This window comes from Zoogloea dura (genome assembly GCF_012927165.1).
Lineage (GTDB): Bacteria > Pseudomonadota > Gammaproteobacteria > Burkholderiales > Rhodocyclaceae > Zoogloea > Zoogloea dura.
The window spans coordinates 1-19,615 of the sequence record NZ_JABBGA010000006.1 but is presented as its reverse complement, the minus strand read 5'-3'; the positions used below and the strand labels follow the sequence as shown (position 1 = coordinate 19,615).

The window sequence follows — 19,615 nt, the reverse complement described above, 5'->3', positions numbered from 1 at the left end:
GCCACCCGCCGCGCGCATGGACCATGGTCTGCCTCATGCTTGTATGCTTGACGTCCCCACGGCCCCCCTACTGCCATGCCCCGCTTCGCCTTGCACGCCGCCCTCGCCGAGATTCCTGCCGACCAGTGGGACGCCCTGGCCGGCGCACAGCCCACCCTCTCCCACGCCTACCTGTCCACGCTGGAAAGCTCGGGCTGCGTGTCGCCCCGCAGCGGCTGGACACCCCGCCACGCAGCCCTGTGGGAGGGCGATCGACTGCTCGCCGCCCTGCCCGCCTATCTGAAGAGCCACTCCTACGGGGAATACGTCTTCGACTGGGCCTGGGCCGAGGCCTACCACCGCCACGGGCTCGAGTATTACCCCAAGTGGCTGTCGGCCATTCCCTTCACGCCGGTGCCGGGCAGCCGGATCCTCGGCCGGGACGCCGCGGCACGGCGCACCCTGCTGGGGCACCTGCTCGAAACCGTGCAAGAGTCGGGCGTCTCGTCCCTGCACATCCTTTTCCCCACCGACGAGGAGGCCACCTGGCTGGCCGACGCCGGCCTGGAGATCCGCCACGGCGTGCAGTTCCACTGGCAGAACGCCGGCTACCGGGATTTCGAGGACTTCCTGGGCCGCCTGGCCCAGCCCAAGCGCAAGAAGATCCGCCAGGAGCGGCGCAAGGTCGCCGAAGCCGGCGTGGTGTTCCGCATCCTGCGCGGCGCAGCGATCGGCGCGGAGGAATGGGCCTACTTCCACGCCTGCTACAGCCGCACCTACGCCGAGCACCGTTCCACGCCCTACCTGACCCGGCGTTTCTTCGAGGACTTCTGCGCCCTCGCCCCGGACGCCTGCGTGCTGATGATCGCCGAACGGGCCGGCACGCCGGTGGCGGCGAGCTTCTTCCTGTGCGACCGGGATGCCCTGTACGGCCGTTACTGGGGCAGCACCGAGTTCATTCCCTGCCTGCACTTCGAGGCCTGCTACTACCAGGCCATCGACTACGCCATCCGCCAGGGCCTGCAGCGCTTCGAAGGCGGCGCCCAGGGCGAACACAAGCTGTCCCGCGGCCTGGAGCCGGTGCGTACCGTATCGGCCCACTGGATCGCCGACCCGCGCTTCCGCGACGCAGTGGCCCGCTTCCTGGCCCAGGAACGGGGCGGCATGGAGGCCTACCTGGATGAACTGTCCGAGCGCCTGCCCTTCCGCTCCGCCGCCGATCCCGCCTGACGCTCAGGACACCCCGGCCGGGGACGCCGGAGTCGCCCGTCCCGCCGGCCGCCGGCCCCGGCGCAGCCGGAGCGCCGCATCGAGACAGCGCTCGACATCGGCATCCAGGGTCAGGCTGCCCTCGCGGGCATAGTCCTGGTGCTGCCGCTCGATGTTCTTCAGCGCGTAGATGTAGTTCACCATCAGCCCACAGGACTGGCGCAGGCCACGGGCCGACACATCGCCCAGCCAGTTGATGCGCCCCAGGCTGGCACCATTCGAAAAATGGAAGCGCCCGACCGGGTCGAGAGGGTGCTTGCCGCTCTTCTCGCGGGCCAGGTAGTAGGCGCACTCCCCCTCCAGCCAGGCCTTCAGGGCCGGCTGGCCGGCCGCGCCCGCCACCTCCTGGGCAAGACAATGCTGGATGGCCGCCATGCCGCTCTTGCCGGTGGCCTCCAGCAGCGCCCTGACCTCGGTAGGGATGCGCTCCAGGTAAGCCGCCTCCGCCAGCCGCTTGTCCAGCCAGCGGCTGAAACCCGGGATCGGCGACAAGGTCGCAAAGTTGCGCAGGCGCGGATACTCGGACAGCAACTGCTGCACCACCCGCTTGATCAGGAACTCGCCCATGCTCACCCCGCGCAGCCCGGTCTGCGCGTTGGAGATGGAGTAGAAGATCGCGGTGGTGGCCGACTCCGGATCGAGAGTCGGCTGGGTCTCGTCGAGCAGGGTCTGCACCTTGTCGGCAATCTCCCGGACCAGCGCCACCTCCACGAAGATCAGCGGCTCGGCCGGCATGCGGCCATGGAAGAAGGCATAGCAGCGCCGGTCGGAATCGAGCCGGTTGCGCAGGTCGCTCCACGACTTGATCTCGTGCACGGCCTCGTAGCGGATCAGCTTCTCGAGCAGGGACGCGGGCGACTCCCAGCCGATCCGGCGCAGCTCGAGGAAGCCCGCATCGAACCACAGGGTGAGCAGACGCAGCAGGTCCTGCTCCAGGGCAGGACAGGCATCCGCCCCCAGGCGGTAGAGATCGGCCCGCATGTCCACCAGGGCGTGCACCCCGTCGGGCAGCAGGTTGAACTGGCGCAGGATGCGCAGGCGCGGGGATTCGAGGCTGGCCGCAAGCAGCCCCTCCGCCCTCACCCGCGCCGCGCCATCCGACGCATTGAGATAGTCCTCGATAGCCCGCCGCACCTCTGCGGCAGGCGCAGCGAAGCCCGCTTCAAGACGGGCCAGGAATTCACGCCGGTCATCGTCACCGGCGTCCCGGTAGAAGGCCAGCAGGTGGCCGACCCGCTCCCGGGCGCGGGCCTCGCCATCGTAGTCACCGGCTGCCGCCTTGAGTACCTCGTTGATGCGCCGCCAGGTACGGGCCGGCACTCCGGCAGACCGGGGCACTGGCGCCTTGTCCTCTTCCCGCCCCTTCACCAGCCGCCGCCACAGCCCCGCCATCGAAGCTCCCAGCCCACGGCCGTCATTGCTACGCTCCACCCCCATCTCCAGGCTCCTCGATCGATTGCTCCAACCCGGCAGACAGCCGGGCCGGCCACATGTTCCGCCAGCGCGCGATACGCAGGCCGTGTGAGCCACTGTAACCGAACGGGATCGATGATCGCAGCGTCCCTGCAGGCCGAACGTGCGCCATGTCATGGCGTACCTGCCGTGGATCATCGTGCGAAACCGGGGGGCTTTCAGAAATCGAGACGCCAGGTCCCTGAATAACCCCCTGCTTCAAACAGGCGCGCCTCGACCTGTCCGTGCTCCACCACCAGCAAGCCGAAATTGCCGCTGGCCCCCAGGAATCGGGGGTTGCGATCGAAGAGGCCGGGACGGGCTGCACCCGACGCGGTGATCTCGTAGAGATGCGCTCCCAGGGGCCGACGGTCCCTGGGACGACGGTTGTGATGAATGTCCCCCGTCAGCACGATGACCCGATTCGGTGCCTCATCCAGTATCCGGGCGTAATCCATGTATGCCTCCCAGGCTTCGTCCGCACCGCTCATCACACTGCCCGCTCCCACAACCTTGATCCCCGGCCAGGCTTTCAACTGGTCGATCAACCAGGTCATCTGGCTGGCCCCATGCATGGACGAGATCGGTGGATCGGTGTGGCTCGGGTCCTGCCGGAAACTGCGCCCGTCGAGCATGATGAAACGAACTTCGCCCACGTCGAACAGGGACTGGATTCCCGCATCGGGCTGAGCCAGGAGTTCAGGCAAGGGTGGGCAGGCAGGATAGGGGCTGCCGGAGGCGAGGGTCTCCAGGGCGTGGCGGAACTGCAGGAACAGGCCGCGGGAAATCCGCCGTTTTTCCTGCGGCACGGCAAAGTCGTCTTGCTGCCCGGCCCCCCGGCTGTTGTTCCAGGCGAAATCATGGTCGTCCCAGGTCATCCCCAGGCGCAGCCCACTGCGCACCAGGCGCTGGAAGGAAGCAACCCCCCATTGTCGGGCATACAGCCCGTGCATCACTGCAGCGAACTTCTCGAGCGAAAACTTGCGCGGCCGCCCAAGGGGCCGATCCGCCCCCAGGAGCTTGATCCCGAAATCCATGTAAATGGAGTCCCCAAGCAGGAGCAGGACATCCGGGCCCTGCTCGGCGATGCGGTCCCAGACGACCTGGACCAGATCGTCCTCGGCGTCGAAACAAGAAGTGAAGGCGATTTTCATGATGTCCCCCTGTCGATGTCACTGCAGAAAGGAATACCCGACCTGGATGGATGCCCAGGGCTTGTAATTGCCTGCATAGCCCGCGTCCCGGGAGACCATGTCCCAGCCGATCACACCTCCCACCTGGAAGGCTCCCTTCATCCGGGTGATGACGCCAAAACCGGCGGACAGGCCCGCGTTGTCGGTTTTACGGGTTTCGCCGTTCTCCGTCTTCTGGATGGAGATCACCGTGGCGCCGACAAAGCCGATATAGCTGTACTCCATCCCCAGCACCGGGGTCTGGCGCCACCCCATGTAGCCGCCCACAGTGCTGGCACCCCGCATGCCCCGGTCGCCGGACAACACATATTTGAAGGGCACCATCAACATCCCATAAGTCCAGCCGGAGCGGTGGGCCCCCAGCTCCTCCAGGCCGGAAACAGGCAGCTCATAGCGCATGCGCTCGACAGGCTTGGCCGTGATGGCCTCCCCCCCCTTCACCGGGCACATGCGCTCCGCCGTCTGCGAGCCCGTCTTGACGCGGAGCTGGAGGATGTCGTTGTTCTTCAAACCGATCACCCCCACCTGTTCGCCCCTGCGCAGGCAGGCCTCTCCACCGTCCGATGCCAGCAAGGCATCGACTTCGAAACTCAGGCTGTCGCCGATGAAGTTCGCATTGTCGTTGGGCAGGTTGCGGTCGGCGGCCGGCTTTGCTTCGACAGCCTCGGCGGCCCCGCCGAGCGCCAGAAGGCTCACACCTGCAGCGATGCAGTTCAGGATTCGATGCGATGACATGTCTCTCTCCCCAGGTTCCATTGCAGGCACCATGCCGATGCAATGACAAGGGCAGTCTTGCAAAACGCAGGGGCATTTCTCATCCCCACTAATGGGGATTACATCCGGGTAGAAAAAAGCGGAAGCGTGTGCAAGGATGAAAAGGCGGATGGCATACCCATCATCGGCCACCAACCTCCCCCCGCAGAGCGCCAGTCCACAAGAACAACGATGCTTACGACCACTCTTGCCCTCGTCGAAGACGACCCTGACACGCGGGCGCGCTTCACCCGCGTGATCGCCGGCTCCCCCGGGCTGTCGCTGCTGCACGCCTCCGCCACGGGCGGCGACCTGCTCCATTGGTTTGCCCGCAATCCCGTGGACGTGCTCTTGGTGGACCTGGGGCTGCCGGACATGCCGGGCATTCAGGTCATCCACGCCTGCGCCCGCCTGCGGCCGGACTGCGCCATCATGGTGGTGTCGATCTTCGGCGACGAGAAGAACATGCTTGACGCCTTCGAGGCGGGGGCCTGCGGCTACCTGCTGAAAGACGGCACCGAGGCGGACCTGGCCGGACATGTGCGCAGCCTGCAGGACGGCGGCTCCCCCCTCTCCCCCTTGATCGCCCGCAAGCTGCTGCAACGCCTGCATCCTGCGCGCACGCAGCAGCAGCCCGAACAGACGGATCGCCTGTCCGCGCGGGAAAGCCAGATCCTCGACCTGGTCGCCCGGGGTTTCACCTATGGAGAAATTGCCGACCAGATCTCCGTGTCCCTCAACACCGTGCACACCCACATCCGCAACATCTACGGCAAGCTCGGAGTGCACAACAAGACCGAGGCGATCTTCGAAGCACGGCAGATCGGCCTGCTGCGCTGAGCGGGAGCCGTCCATGCTGCGCCTCCGCCTCGCGCCTCCCCGATGGTCTCCGCAGCTCCTTCTGGCCGGGCTCCTGCTGCTGGTGATCCTAGCCCTGCGGAACCCGGCCGACAGCACCGAGCTGACGCGGCTGGACCAGGCCGAGGCCACGCTGGCCCCCGATGGCCGACCGGTGGAGACTCGCCTGGTCAGCCTGCGCCATCGCTGGGAGAAGGACTTTCCGGGCCTGGGCGGCAGGGCGCACTATCGCCTCCGGCTGCCACCGGCCCCTGCCGACGAACCCATGGCGGTGCAGCTGGACCACAGCGGCAGCCAGCTGGAGGCCCGCCTTAACGGCCAGCTGCTGGAAAGGGTCGGCACACCGGGCGACAGCCGCACGGATGCCCTGAAGGGCAGCCACGTGCTGCGGCTTCCGGCCCCGCTGCTGCAGGCGGGGCCCGACAACCTGCTCGAGATCGATACCACCATGCAACCTCTCCGGGCCGCCGGCCTTGGCGCCGTGCACTATGGCCCGCTGTCGGACATCGACGCCCGGCACACCCGGGACGAGCTGTGGAGCCGGGATCTGCCGCGCATCTACGCGGTGAGCCTGGCCTTGATCGGCACCCTCTCCCTCGCCCTCTGGCACCGCCAGGCCGATCCGCTTTACGGCAGCTTCAGCATCGCCGCCCTGTCCGGTTTCGTCAGGGTATACGACCAGACCCTCATCCTGACCCCCTTGCCCTGGCCCGCCTGGGGCGCCGTGGTCGCCGTCTGCTACAGCCTGCACCTCTGCTTCGTGGCCCAGTTCGTGCTGCAGGCCCTCGGCAAGCCCCCGCCCTGGCTGGTCAGGGGCATCCACAGCCTCCTGCTGACAGTGCTGGTGCTGATCGCCGCCTCCTTCGGGCTCGGCCAGCCCCAGCTGTGGACGGGGGCCCTGGGCCTCCTCATGGTGGTAGGGCTTGCCTGCTACGGACACGTATTGCACCAGCTGCAGCAGACCTCGAGCCCGATCGCCCGGCTCCTCTCCATTGCCGGCGCAGCCGCCATCGCCTGCGGTGGCCACGATCTCATCCAGGTGCGCATGGGGATCGGCAGCGGAGCCCCCTACCCGCTGATGCCCCACGCCGTGTTCTTCTTCGTGCTGATTCTCTCCGGCATCGTGGTGGATCGCTACGGCCGCTCCATCGCCGCGGTACACGATCTCAACGCCAGCCTGGCCAGCCGCATCGGGGAACGGGAGCGGCAGCTCACCGAAGCCCTGGCCACCCTCCACCGGGAAAGGGAGGCCCAGGCCCTGGCCGAGGAACGGCAACGGATCATGCGCGAACTCCACGACGGGATCGGCTCCCAACTGGTCGGCCTGCTCAACCTGCTCGACCGGAAGGTGACCGACCTGCCCACCCTGTCCGAGCATGTGCGGGTGGCCCTCGACGAGATGCGTATTGCAGTCGACTCCCTGCAACCACTCGATCACGACCTGACCGCCCTCCTGGCCAACCTGCGCTACCGCCTGCAGCCGCGGCTGGCGGCAGCCGGCCTGAAGGTGGCCTGGGACGTCCCTCACCTGCCCAGCCACACCCAGCTCACCCCGCAGTCGGCATTGCACCTGCAGCGCATCCTGCTGGAAGCCTTCACCAATATCCTCAAACACGCCCAGGCCAGCACCATCTCCCTGCACGCCGATGTAGGAGGTTACCCGGAGGCGATCCGCATCTCCGTCGAGGACGACGGCATCGGCCGGCCCGGCCACGAAGGCCCCGGCGCCTCCCATGGCCTCGGCACCCACAACATGCGCACCCGCGCCATGATGATCGGGGCCCACCTGGACATCTGCCAGCGGCCGGGCGGGGGAACCCGCATTCTGATCGAATGGCCCATCTCGACCAGCACACCGGCCCCCACCTCAAGTACCGCGCCCCAAAGCGTCCCTCCGCAGATCTGAGCCCAGCCAGCTCCCCACGGCACACCGGGTGATCGCCCGGCCCGGCAAACGGGCACGGGCCATGCCATCACCATTTATGGTGATGGCAGGCACCTCATCGCAGGCCCACAATCGCTTCACTCACCTTGCATCCACCCTCCATTGACGGCCGTCCCGACCAGACCCGGAAATAACCGAAAGCTCATCCCATGCCGAAATTCAAACTGGGCCCCGCCTCCCTGAAGGAACTGAATGGCGTACACCCTGACCTCGTCGCGGTGGCAACACGCGCCATCGAGATCACCGTCCAGGACTTCGCCGTCCATGACGGCATCCGCACCCTTGCCGAGCAAAAGAAGCTCGTTGCAGCGGGCGCCTCCCAGACCCTCGACTCACGCCACATCAGCGGCCATGCGGTGGATCTGGTGCCCTACATCAACGGCAAGCTCCGCTGGGAATGGGACCCGATCTACATGATCGCCGACGCGGTCCGGATGGCCGCCCGGGAACTGAACATCCCGATCCGCTGGGGCGGGGCCTGGGATGTGGACTTCACCCAGAGCAGCGAGTCCGCCGAAGATCTCGTCAGCCAGTATGTCGCCCGCCGCAAAGCCAATGGGCTGAGGGCCTTCATCGACGGGCCTCACTTCGAACTTCCAAAAGCGAAATACCCCTGAGCTGTGCCCCCTCACCCCCGCCGCGGCGCCTCCTCGCGGATCGGCAGGTTCACCATGGCGGCGAGCAGGGCCAGCACGATGTCGGCGTACCACATCCAGTCGTAGTTGCCGAAGGCCACCAGGGCCAGGCCGCCCAGCCAGGCGCCGAAGAAGGCGCCGGTCTGGTGGGACAGCAGGGTCAGGCCGAACAGGGTGGCCAGGTAGCGCAGGCCGAACAGCTTGCCCACCAGGCCGGCGGTGGGCGGCACGGTGGCCAGCCAGGTCAGGCCGAGCCCGATGGCAAAGGCGTAGAAGGTCAGCTCGGTCTTGGGGGCCGCGAGATAGAGACCGACCAGCACCGCCCGCGAGGCATACATGATGACCAGCAGCCACTTCATGCGGTAGTGCTGGCCCAGGGCCCCGGCGCCCAGGCTGCCGGCGATGTTGGCCAGCCCGATCAGGCCGAGGGAGACCGCCGAGACGCTGGCCGGCAGCCCACACAGGTCCACGGCGCCGGGCAGGTGGGTGACCAGGAAGGCGATGTGGAAGCCGCAGGTGAAAAAGCCCGCATGCAGGCACCAGTAGCTGCGATCGCGCAAGGCGATCCGCAACTGGGCCTTCAGCCCCATCTCCGCGGCCGCCGAGGGCGGATGCTCAACCTTGTGGCGCAAGGGCCAGGACAGCGGCAACGTGGCCAGGGCACAGGCGGCCAGGCCATACAGGGCCGTCACCCAGCCAAAGCTACCGATCAGGAACTGGGACAGGGGCGCCAGGAGAAACTGCCCAAAGGAGCCGCCTGCGTTGATGAAGCCGGAAGCAAAGGCACGCTTCGGCGCCGGCACCCGTTGTGCCAGGGCGCCAAGCAGGATCGAGAAACTCCCCGCCCCGGCGCCCGCCGCAATCAGGAAACCAAACGTCAGGATCAGGCCGAACTGGCTGTCCACCATGGGCGTCAGGACCAGCCCGAGCACCAGCATGATGGCCCCGGTGAACAGCGAGCCCGCCGGTCCATAGCGGTCGGCCACGGCGCCGAAGACCGGCTGGGCGGCACCCCACACGAACTGCCCCACCGCCATGGCCAGGCTGATGCTGGCAATGCCCAGCCCGGTGGCGCTGTTAAGCGGCGACAGGAACAGGCCGAGGGATTGACGGATCCCCATGGTGATCATCAGCACCGTGGAGGCGAGCAGGATGAGGGGCCAGTAGGAGAGGTGCGCGGTGTGCGCGGCATCCGCGCCAAGGGGCGGCCGGGGCTGGTTCGGGCTCATGGGTTATCCACCCTGAATACACAGGCTTTACTTGAGAAGCCCGGCAGGATCTCCGGAACCGGCGCCCGGGTCAATCAGGATTTGCAGGTACGCAGGGTGGCCAGGGCCGAGGGAAAGTCATACGCGCCCACCTCCCGCTCGAAGCGGCTCCAGTCCGGCCCCAGGGCAGACTTGAGCAGCTCGGCGCTGTCGCGCACGGCCCGCACCACCGCCACGTTGTCCTCGGCCAGCAGGGCTTCCAGACGCTTCAGGCTGTCCGCCAGCTCCGCCGGGTCCGGCGCGCTGCTTGCCGGCGGGGCGACCGCGGCGGGCTCCCGCGGCAGCGCATCGATGGCCATCACCGCCGCCGCCTGGGCCGCGTCGAGGCGCTCCAGGCAGGCGTCGATCTCCTCCCGCCCTGCGCCCCCGCGCAGCGCCGCCTCAAGCTGCGCGGCCAGCTCCTGCACCACCGGGATGCCGATCATCCCGGCAACACCCTTCAGGGAATGAGCCTGCCGCAAGGCCTCGTCCGGCGGCCCTTCAGCCAGCGACACGCGGATACGCTCGGCGTCCCGTCCATGGCTGTCCGCGTACTTGTGCAGCAGGCGCAGGTAGTTGGGGATGCGCCCGCGCAGGTTCTTCAGCCCGTAGGCCACGTCCAGCCCCGGCACCCCGTCCAGCATGCCGCGGATGTCCACAGGCTCGTCCCCGGGCGGCGGCGTCAGGGCCACCCCGGGGGGCAGCCACTGGACCAGCTTGGCGTAGAGCATGGCCGGGTCCACCGGCTTCGGCAGGTGATCGTTCATGCCGGCGTCCAGGCAGCGCTGGCGGTCCTCGCCGAAGGCATTGGCGGTCATCGCCAGGATGGGCACCTTGTCCAGGCCAGCCAGGCGGATCGCCCGGGTCGCCTCGAGCCCGTCCATCACCGGCATCTGGATGTCCATCAGGATCAGGGCGTGCTCGCCGCCGAGCGCCATCTCCACGGCACGCGCGCCATCGCCGGCCAGCTCCACCTCGAGACCGACGGCCTCCAGCAGGGACATCGCCACCTCCTGGTTGATCGGGCTGTCCTCCACCAGCAATACCCGGGTACCGCGGTGCTCCCGGGCCAGCGTGCGCTCTGCGGCCAGCTCACCGGCACGGCCCGGGCCGCCCGGCGCAGCGTCGGAGCCCAGCCCGGCCGCTGCGCCCAACGCATCCTGCAGGCTCGACAGGGTCACCGGCCGGGCCAGGATCGCGGGCCCCTGCCATGGTGATCCGGCGGACTCCGCCTCGTGCCCCGCCGCGCCGGTCTCGCCGAGGGTCAGCAGGATGCAGCGGGGCGTGGTGACGAGTTCCTGGGCGACAATCCGGGCAGCCGTCGCGTAGCCATCGGGGCCGGGCAGGTCCGCATCCAGCAGCACCACCTGGAAGGGGTCCCGCTCCCGGTCGGCGGCGGCCACCAGGGCCAGCGCCGCCGAGCCCGACTCGCAGGTGACGACCCGCGCCCCGAGGGTCATCGCCATGGATGCCAGGACGGTCCGCGACTCCGCCAGGTCGTCCACCACCAGCACCCGCAGGGCCGGCACCGGTGAGGCTGCCGGCAGGCTGCGCGGCGAGCGCCGGAAAGGCAAGCTGAGCCAGAAGCAGCTGCCGCGCCCCAACTCGCTGGTGACCCCGACCTGACCCTTCATCATGCGCGCCAGATGCCCGGTGATCGCCAGCCCCAGCCCGGTACCGCCAAAGCGCCGGGTGGTCGAGCCGTCGGCCTGCTCGAAGGGCTGGAAGAGGCGGGCCTGCTGCTCTTCATCGATGCCGATGCCGGTGTCGCTGACCTCCAGGCGGACCCGGACCTCGCCATCCTCCCCCTCCTCCTCGTGCTCCACCCGGCAGCGCAGCAGGATCAGGCCCTGCTCGGTAAACTTGACCGCGTTGCCGAGGTAATTGACCAGCATCTGGCCCAGCCGGATCGCATCGCCCTTCAGGAGGGTGGGAGCGCTGCCCATGTCGACCACCAGGTCGAGCCCCTTCTGGTGCGCCCTGTCGGCCACCAGCGCACAGGCCTTGCGCACCACCTCCTCCAGGTTGAACTCCGACTCTTCGAGCGACAGCTTGCCGGCCTCGATCTTCGACAGGTCCAGGATGTCGTTGATGATCGACAGCAGATGCTCGGCTGCATCGCCGATCTTCTCCAGCCGGGCCTGCACGTCGCCCCCCTGCAGGCTGCGCCGCAGCAGGTGGGTCAGGCCGATGATCGCGTTCATCGGCGTGCGGATCTCGTGGCTCATGTTGGCCAGGAAAGCGCTCTTGGCCCGGTTGGCGCTGTCCGAGGCCTCGCGGGCCGACTCCAGCTCGGCCGTGCGCAAGGACAAGGCCCGGTTGGCCTCCTCCAGCTGGCCCGTCCTCTCGGTGACCAGCTGCTCCAGATGCTCCCGGTACTCGCGCAGTTCGGCATCGGCCGCCTTGCGTTCGGTGATGTCCTCCTGGATGCCGATGAAGTGCGAGACACGCCCGTCGGGCTGCACCACCGGCGAGATGCGGGCATATTCGACCCGGATCTGGCCGTCCCGCCGGCGGTTGATGAACTCGCCCTCCCAGGACTGCCCCCTGCTCAGGGCGGCCCACAGGCTGAGGTAGGTTTCGCGCGGCGTCTGGCCGGATTTGAGGAAACCCGTGCGACGCCCGAGGATCTCCTCGAGGGGATAGCCGGAACCTTGCACGAAAGCCTGATTGACGTATTCGATCCAGCCCTCCGGATCGGTCACGATGACGGCGGACGGGCTCTGCTCCACCGCCAGCGACAGCTTCAGCAACTGCTCGGCCGCCTGGCGCCTCTCGGTGATGTCCCGCCACACGCCAGCGAGGTAGCAGCGTCCGTGCAGCTCGAGCGCCCGGTAGCTCAGCTCCATGTCCCGCACGCTGCCGTCGGCACAGCGATGGCGGTTCTCGAAGGTGACGGCGCGCGCCTCCGAGACGATGCCGGCGAGGCGCTCGCGCACGGCCTCCGGGCTCATCACGGCCTGGATATCGGTTGCCGTGAGTGCCGCAAAGGCCTCGCGGGAATAGCCCAGCCGGCTGCAGGCCGCATCGTTGAACTCAACGAAGCGCAGGCTCTCCATGTCGAGCAACACGATGCCATCGACTGCCTGATTGACGATGGCGCTGAAGATCTCCTCACGCTCGCGCAAGGCCTGCTCGTCGCGCCGCTGCACCGTGATGTCGCGGGAAATGCAGAACAGGCCGGCCACCTCTCCCCCGGCCCCCTTCAACGGCCCCCGGGTGCACAGGTAGCTGCGCAGCTCCCCGCCCATCTGGCGATCTTCCACCCGGGTGATGGCTCCCGCGCCCTGCATCACCGCCAGGTCCTCGTCGCGCCGGCGCGCTGCCTCCTCGGGCGCCAGCAGCAGCCCGTCGTTGCGCCCCAGGATGTCCTCCCGCGGCTTGCCGATCAGCCGGGCCGCCTCGCCATTGACAAAGATGTAGCGCCCCTGCCCGTCCTTGGCAAAGATCGCATCCGCCGACCCCTCGGTGATGGCGTCCAGCAGCTGCAGGGTACGCAGCCGCTCGGCCTGGGACTCCTCGCGCTGCCGGGTCAGCCGCAGCTCGCGGCGCTGCTGCAGCAACATGGCCGCCACGGCGGTCGCGGCAAGGGCCAGCCCGGAGGCCAGCAGGATCCACCAGAAGGCGTGGCTGGAGGCCTCCCGGATCTCATCCTGATCCATCTTGACCACCAGCAGCCAGCTTGTCCCAGGCACCCGCCGCCCCACCCCGACAACCGGCACCCGGCGGTAATCCAGCGCCTCGATCACCCGGCCGTGCAGCTCGGTCTCGTTGATCAGCTGTGCCCCCAGCAGATTCTGCTGGTCCGCCGGCGTACGGCGGGTCATCACCGGGGCGGACTCGTGGCGGAGCGGGGTGAGGAACAGCAGATCCTTCCCGTCCCGGCGCAACAGGAGGGTCTCGGCGCTACGGCTGGGCGCCGGCCAGCCCTGCAGATAGGCATACAGATACGCGTTGGGGTCCACCTGCAGCACGACCGCCAGCGGCACGCCGCCTTCGCGGGGCCCCAGCGGGGCGACGAAATCCAGCATCGGCGGGGCATCCGGCTGCTCGCCGAAGCGGTAGAAGTCGCTCTCCACCACGGTCTGCTCGCGCAGGGCACGCACCACCAGGCTTCTCAGGCCGGGCGACGCCTGCAGCAGTTCCGGGGTCGCCAGCACGGCCTCGCCATGCTCATCGACCAGCCCCACGCGCACATAGCCGTAGGCCCGCCGCACCGCCTCGAGGCGCTCCAGCAGATCGATGCGGGCCTGCGGGTCGGCCCGCCGGGCCCACCGCTCATACAGGCGGGCCAGCCCCGGATCACCGGCCAGGGAGCGCGCGTCCGCCCGCCTCTCGTCCATCCAGGAGGAGATCTGGCCGAGCTTGAGATCGGCTACCGCCTCCAGGCGCAAGGCCTCCTGCCCAGCCCGCTCGCGCATGGACAGCACGGCGCTGCCATAGCCCACCACGATCACGGCCAGGGCGATCAGGTAAAAGAACAGGAAGCTGCCGCGCTTGCCCTCTGCCGGTGCGGACAGCCAGGGCGGCGCGTTCATTCTCCGGCCTCGTCGCCATACAGCTCGGCGATCTCCGCAAAACGGGGAAACTCCACCAGGAAGGCATCCACCACGTCCGGGTCGAAATGGCTGCCACGGGCGTCGCTGATCATCTTCCGGGCCTGCTCCAGGGAGAACGGCTCCTTGTAGGTCCGCCGCGAGATGAGCGCATCGAAGACATCGGCTAGCGCCATCAGGCGGGCCGACAGCGGGATGCCCTCGCCGGCCAGGCCGTCCGGGTAGCCACTGCCATCCCAGCGCTCGTGATGATGGCGGGCAATCTCCTTGGCGAAGGCCAGGAAGGGCACCGGGCGCTCCGCATCCTCTTCTGCATGTTCGATCGCCTCGCTGCCCAGGCGCGCGTGGGTCTGCATGATGACCCACTCTTCGGGGGTGAGCTTGCCCGGCTTGAGCAGGATGTGGTCGGGAATGCCCACCTTGCCGATGTCGTGGAGCGGCGCCGACTTGGCGATCAGATCGATGGTGTGCGAGGTCAGCTGGCGGGTATAGCGGGGGTCCTTGGCCAGCTGGGTCGCCAGCACCGCCACATAGGCCTGGGTCCGGCGCAGGTGGTTTCCCGTTTCGGGATCACGGATTTCGGCCAGGCGGGCCAGCGCCCGGATGCTGACCTCCTGGATCAGCAGGTTCTCGCCCATCCGCCGGGCGATCTCGGATTCAAGCAGCACGTTCTGGTCGCGCAGGCGGTCGCGGGCCTTCTTGAGCTCCAGCTGGTTGCGCACCCGGGCCAGCACGATGGAAGGACGGATCGGCTTGCTGATGTAGTCCACCGCACCTGCCTCGAGCCCCTTCTCTTCCTCCTGCAGGCCGTCCAGGGCGGTCACGAAGATCACCGGGATGTCGCGGGTCAGCGGATCGGCGCGCAGTGCCGCAAACACGGCGTAGCCATCCATTCCCGGCATCATCACGTCGAGCAGGATCAGGTCGGGGATCGGGCGGGTACGCGCCACCTGCAGCGCACGCGCACCGTTCTGGGCAGCCCTCACCCGGTACAGGGGCTGAAGCAGCTCGCCCAGTACCTCGAGATTCTCCGGCACGTCGTCGACGATCAGGATGGTCGCGCGAGTGCTGGCGGGGTCGGAGGCGAAGGTGTCGGGAATCACCGTAAGGAGGGGCACGCGCAAGATGGAAGGGCCGGCGACCGGATCGGCAGCGGCGGCATCGGGTGACCAGGACCGATTTAAACCACGGCTACGTGTCAACTTATCGACGCCAGCCCGCGGGACTTTAGAGCAAGACCGCAGCCAATTGAATCAGCCCCGGAATCACACGCAGCACATCATGCCCTGCCCGCCACGGCGGCAAGGGCCGCCGGCCGCGCTAAACTCGGCCCCATGCCTGCCAGGATCGCCCACCGATGAGCACCGCCCTTGCCCGCTTGCTGCCACGCCTGCTCCCCTTTCTTGCCTGGCGTCGCCAGCTTGACGGCCCGGCCCTGCGTGCCGACCTGCTGGCCGGCTTCACCGTCGCCCTGGTCGCCATCCCGCAGGCGCTGGCCTACGCCCAGCTCGCCGGGCTGCCGCCTTACGTGGGCTTGTACGCCTCCCTGCTGCCGGCCATCGTCGGCGCTCTGTTCGGCTCCTCGGCCCAGCTCAGCACCGGCCCGGTGGCGCTCACCAGCCTGCTGACCGCCACCTCGCTGGCCCCCCTGGCCCTGCCCGGCTCCGAAACCTACCTGCTGCTGGCGGTCCAGCTGGCCATGCTGGCCGGCCTGCTGCAGGTGATCTTCGGCATGCTGCATCTCGCCCACTTCGCCGACCTGCTGTCGCATCCGGTCCTGCACGGCTTCATCAACGCCTGCTCCCTGCTCATCTGCGCAGCCCAGCTGCCGACCCTGCTGGGCCTGCGCTCGGCCGGCCAACGGCCCTTCTTCGAGGCGATCGGCAACCTCGTCGAGGCCCTGCCCGACACCCACCTGCACTCGGCCGCGCTCGGCGCGGCGGCGGTGGTCCTGCTGATCCTGCTGCGCCGCCTGGCCCCACGCTGGCCCGGCGTGCTGATCGTGGTCGCGGGCCTCAGCGGGGTGGCCTGGCTGAGCGGCTTCGAGGCCGACGGCGGACGGGTGGTCGGCCCGCTGCCGGAAGAAACGCTGGCCTTCGCCCTGCCCCGGGCCGACTGGGGGCAGATCACCGACCTGCTGCCCTCGGCCTTCGTACTGGCCCTGGTGAGCTTCCTGGAGGCCATGTCCAGCTGCAAGGTGGCCTCGGCACGCACCGGGACCCGCTGGAACGGCAACCAGGAACTCATCGGCCAGGGGCTGGCCAAGCTCACCGCCTCGGTGTGCCAGGCCTATCCGGTGAGTGGATCCTTCGGCCGTTCGGCCTTCCTGCTGGCGGCCGGCGCACGCACCGGGCTGGCCTCGGTGGTCGGTGCGGTGATGGTGCTGAGCGCCCTGCTCACCATGCCCGGGCCGATCGCCCATATCCCGCTGCCGGTCCTCGCCGCGGTGATCCTGGTGACCCTCGCCAGCCTGCTCTCCCCCGCGCCCCTCAAGGAGGCCTGGCGCACCAGCCGTGACGACGGGATGGCCGGCACGGTGAGCTTCGTCGCCACCCTGGCCTTCGCCCCGCACATCGAGATCGGCATCCTGGCCGGCCTGATCCTGGCCCTCGCCCTGCTCATCTACCGCAGCATGAAGCCCCGCGTCGCCGTGCTCGGCCGCCACCCGGACGGCACCTGGCGCGACGCCGCCCGCTTCGGGCTGCCGCCGCCACACCCGGAGCTGACCATCCTGCGTTTCGACGGCCCCCTGCACTTCGTCAATGCCGCCACCTTCGAGGACGCCGTGCTGGCCGCCCGGCGCGACAACCCGCGGCTCAAGGTGCTGCTGCTGGCCTGCGCCGGCATCAACGACATCGACGCCAGCGGCGTGGACACCCTGCGGCGCATGCAGCGCCAGCTCGCCGAGGCCGGCCAGACCCTGGCCTGCTGCGGCCTCAAGAAACAGGTGATCGACGTGCTGGAGCGCACCGGCCTGTGGCAGGCCCTGGGCCCCTCCGGCGCCTACCGCACCGAAGACCACGCCCTCCAGCACCTGCTGCCCGGCCTGTCGGGCGCCACCGAGCCGCCACCGCCGCGCCGCGGCTTCGAGTGGTAGGCGGGGAAAAATGTTGACCTGAGTCGTTGTCGCCCCCCTTGCGGAGGCAGATACTTTGCGCAATCTGCACAGCATCCGGCGTTTGGTATCCAGAACTCTAACGACAAGGGAGCAAGCATGACACCCACCTCGGTCCGCGACATCCGCAACCTCAGCCTTCTCGGCCAGTCCGGCAGCGGCAAGACCACTCTCCTGGAAAAGCTGCTCGCCACCGCCGGAGCCATCGGCGCCGCCGGCTCGGTCGACAAGGGCGATACGGTCAGCGACTTCGACCCCCAGGAGAAAGCCCTCGGCCACTCCCTCAACGCCAGCCTCGCCCACCTGGAGTGGGCCGAGCACTGGGTCAACATCCTCGACACGCCGGGCCTGCCCGACTTCCTCGGGCGCGCCCTGGCCACCCTGCCGGCGGTCGAGACCGCGGTGGTGGTGATCAACGCCGCCGCCGGCATCGAAACCCTGACCCGCAAGGTCATGGAGCTGTCCGCCGACAAGTGCCGGATGCTCGTCATCAACCGCATCGACGCGCCGGGGGTGGATTTCGGCGCCCTGATGGAGCGCATCAGCGCCAGCTTCGGCAAGGAATGTCTGCCCATCAACCTGCCCCTGGCCGGCGGCGCCGGCGTCGTCGACTGCTTCTTCAAGCCCGACTACGCCGCCTCCCCGGCTTTCTCCAGCGTGCGCGAGGCCCACGACCGCATCGTTGACCAGGTCGTCGAGGTGGACGAGGAACTCATGGCCGTCTACCTGGAGCAGGGCGAATCCCTGCAGCCGGAGCAGCTCCACGACCCCTTCGAGCAGGCCCTGCGCGAAGGCCACCTGATCCCGGTGTGCTTCACCTCGGCCCGTACCGGCGCCGGCGTCTCCGAACTGCTGGACATCCTCGGCCGCCTGCTGCCCGACCCCACCGAAGGCAACCCGCCGCGCGTCCTGAAGGGCGAAGGCCCCGCTGCCGAACCAGTCGGCATCACCACCCAAGCCGACCAACACGTCATCGCCCACGTCTTCCAGGTCAGCAACGACCCCTTCCGCGGCAAGCTGGGCCTGTTCCGCATCCACCAGGGCAGCGTCACGCCCAACACCCAGTTGTTCATCGGCGACGCCCGCAAGCCCTTCAAGGTCGGCCACCTGCTGCGTGTGCAGGGCAAGACCCAGACCGAGATCGACATCGGCATCCCCGGCGACATCTGCGCCGTGGCGCGGGTCGACGAGATCCATCGGGACGCCGTGCTGCACGACTCCCACGACGAGGACCACTTCCACCTGGCCCCGCCGCGCTACCCGCAGGCGGTGTTCGGCCTAGCCCTGCGTGCCGAGAAGCATGGTGACGAACAGAAGCTCTCCGAAGCCCTCCACCGCCTGCTCGACGAAGACCCCTGCCTGACCGTCGAACACGACATGCAGGCCAAGGAAACGGTGATCCGCGGCCTCGGCGAAGTGCATCTCAAGTCGGTGCTGGAGACCCTCAAGACCCGCTGGAACCTGACCCTATCCACCAAACCGCCGGCCATCCCCTACCGGGAGACCGTCGCCGGCAGCGCCGAATCCCGCTACCGCCACAAGAAGCAGAGCGGCGGCGCCGGCCAGTTCGGCGAAGTCGCGCTGCGCGTCGAAACGCTGGAACGGGGCGCCGGGCTGGAACTGGCCGACGAGGTGAAGGGCGGCACCATCCCCTACAACTTCATGCCCGCCGTGGAAAAAGGCGTGCGCCAGGCCATCGCCGAAGGCGTCATGGCCGGCTTCCCGCTGCAGGACCTGAAGGTGACGGTGTTCGACGGCAAGCACCACGCGGTGGACTCCAACGAGATCTCCTTCATCACCGCCGCCCGCCACGCCCTGCAGGAAGCCGTCCAGGCCGCCCGCCCGGTGGTGCTGGAACCCCTGATCACCCTCACTGTACGCATCGCCGACGAACACTTCGGCGGCATCAGCGCCGAACTCTCCGGCCGCCGCGGCCGCGTCACCGGCACCGACAGCCCGCAACCCGGCTGGACCGAGATCACCAGCCAGGTGCCGATGGCCGAGATGGAAGGCTTTGAATCCCGCCTCAAATCCATCAGCGGCGGCGACGGCAGCTGCAGCATCGCCTTCAGCCACTACGAAGCGGCGCCCGCCGAGGTGCAGCAGCGCCTGGCCCGGGAGCACGCGGGCAAGCGCAGCGGCCAGTAACAGCAAGCCTCAGACCGCCCATCCCTGCCCCGCTGAGGCGGCTGTCCGGGATGGGCATGCTCCAGACCCGGGCCTGGACTTCCGCCCCCCGGTCACACCGGGGAAGCAGGCCGGACTCACGCCTCATGACCTAGGGGCGCACCGTGGCGCTCAAGGCCAGGACGCCCTAGCTGTGGAGGTTCAATAGGTTGTTTCGGGTGTTCACCCGGAGAGATTCTGAGAGACTGGAAATCGCCAAACCCCCAGTCACCTCGAGAGCCTGCCCCGGATGAACACCCATAAGAATGCCCGATTGACGTACCTTCGTCGCCTGGAAATGGTTCAGGACATCACCGGACGCGGCCTGTCGGCCTCGCAGGCGGGCGCCGCGCATGACGTGAGTGCCGTGACGGCCCGCAAGTGGCTCGGCCGCTATCTGGCCGAGGGCGCTGCCAGCCTGTGCGACAAGTCCTCGCGCCCGGCCTG

At 68.5% G+C, this 19,615-nt stretch carries 13 protein-coding genes; 7 read left to right on the top strand and 6 right to left on the bottom strand.

Going from position 1 to position 19,615, the window contains the following annotated elements; translation table 11 throughout:
- Positions 1-75 precede the first annotated feature (75 nt).
- The gene (locus HHL15_RS09305; protein WP_169145490.1) at positions 76-1,209 is read left to right on the top strand and encodes a GNAT family N-acetyltransferase; all 1,134 of its coding nucleotides are present in this window, start codon (positions 76-78) and stop codon (positions 1,207-1,209) included.
- Positions 1,210-1,212: 3 nt separating this feature from the next.
- Here HHL15_RS09305 and HHL15_RS09300 read toward each other — a convergent pair whose 3' ends face one another.
- The 3 genes from HHL15_RS09300 to HHL15_RS09290 form a co-directional block, all read right to left on the bottom strand.
- A complete protein-coding gene (locus tag HHL15_RS09300) occupies positions 1,213-2,685 on the bottom strand; it encodes a malonyl-CoA decarboxylase (RefSeq protein ID WP_169145489.1) in 1,473 nt (490 codons plus the stop codon).
- A gap of 194 nt (positions 2,686-2,879) precedes the next feature.
- On the bottom strand, positions 2,880-3,854 hold the full coding sequence (locus HHL15_RS09295) for an alkaline phosphatase D family protein (protein ID WP_169145488.1): 975 nt from the start codon (positions 3,852-3,854) through the stop codon (positions 2,880-2,882).
- Between the two features lie 18 nt (positions 3,855-3,872).
- Complete coding sequence (locus HHL15_RS09290; protein ID WP_169145487.1) at positions 3,873-4,628, bottom strand: hypothetical protein; 756 nt, start codon at positions 4,626-4,628, stop codon at positions 3,873-3,875.
- A gap of 210 nt (positions 4,629-4,838) precedes the next feature.
- Here HHL15_RS09290 and HHL15_RS09285 point away from each other — a divergent pair, with 210 nt between their 5' ends.
- From HHL15_RS09285 to HHL15_RS09275, 3 genes are all read left to right on the top strand, one after another.
- Positions 4,839-5,486 carry a response regulator transcription factor gene (locus HHL15_RS09285; RefSeq protein ID WP_169145486.1) on the top strand — a complete coding sequence of 216 codons (648 nt, stop codon included), beginning with the start codon at positions 4,839-4,841 and terminating at the stop codon, positions 5,484-5,486.
- Between the two features lie 13 nt (positions 5,487-5,499).
- On the top strand, positions 5,500-7,410 hold the full coding sequence (locus HHL15_RS09280; RefSeq protein WP_169145485.1) for a sensor histidine kinase: 1,911 nt from the start codon (positions 5,500-5,502) through the stop codon (positions 7,408-7,410).
- A 188-nt stretch (positions 7,411-7,598) separates the two neighbouring features.
- Positions 7,599-8,066 (top strand): M15 family metallopeptidase, encoded by a 468-nt coding sequence (locus HHL15_RS09275; RefSeq protein ID WP_169145484.1) that lies wholly within the window; start codon positions 7,599-7,601, stop codon positions 8,064-8,066.
- Positions 8,067-8,077: 11 nt separating this feature from the next.
- Here the strand turns inward: HHL15_RS09275 and HHL15_RS09270 are convergent, their stop codons facing one another.
- From HHL15_RS09270 to HHL15_RS09260, 3 genes are all read right to left on the bottom strand, one after another.
- Positions 8,078-9,313, bottom strand: a complete 1,236-nt coding sequence (locus HHL15_RS09270) for an MFS transporter (protein ID WP_169145483.1) — start codon at positions 9,311-9,313, stop codon at positions 8,078-8,080.
- Between the two features lie 74 nt (positions 9,314-9,387).
- Entirely contained in the window at positions 9,388-13,869 is a 4,482-nt protein-coding gene (locus HHL15_RS09265) for a PAS domain-containing hybrid sensor histidine kinase/response regulator (RefSeq protein WP_169145482.1), read from the bottom strand.
- A complete protein-coding gene (locus HHL15_RS09260) occupies positions 13,866-15,005 on the bottom strand; it encodes a response regulator (RefSeq protein ID WP_328825011.1) in 1,140 nt (379 codons plus the stop codon). Before HHL15_RS09260 ends, HHL15_RS09265 begins: the two co-directional genes overlap by 4 nt.
- 239 nt (positions 15,006-15,244) lie before the next feature.
- Here HHL15_RS09260 and HHL15_RS09255 point away from each other — a divergent pair, with 239 nt between their 5' ends.
- The 3 genes from HHL15_RS09255 to HHL15_RS09245 all read left to right on the top strand — a co-directional run.
- Entirely contained in the window at positions 15,245-16,984 is a 1,740-nt protein-coding gene (locus tag HHL15_RS09255; RefSeq protein ID WP_169145481.1) for a SulP family inorganic anion transporter, read from the top strand.
- Between the two features lie 117 nt (positions 16,985-17,101).
- Complete coding sequence (fusA, locus tag HHL15_RS09250; protein ID WP_169145480.1) at positions 17,102-19,150, top strand: elongation factor G; 2,049 nt, start codon at positions 17,102-17,104, stop codon at positions 19,148-19,150.
- A 268-nt stretch (positions 19,151-19,418) separates the two neighbouring features.
- The coding region (locus HHL15_RS09245; protein ID WP_169145479.1) for a leucine zipper domain-containing protein at positions 19,419-19,615 on the top strand (197 nt) is incomplete at its 3' end.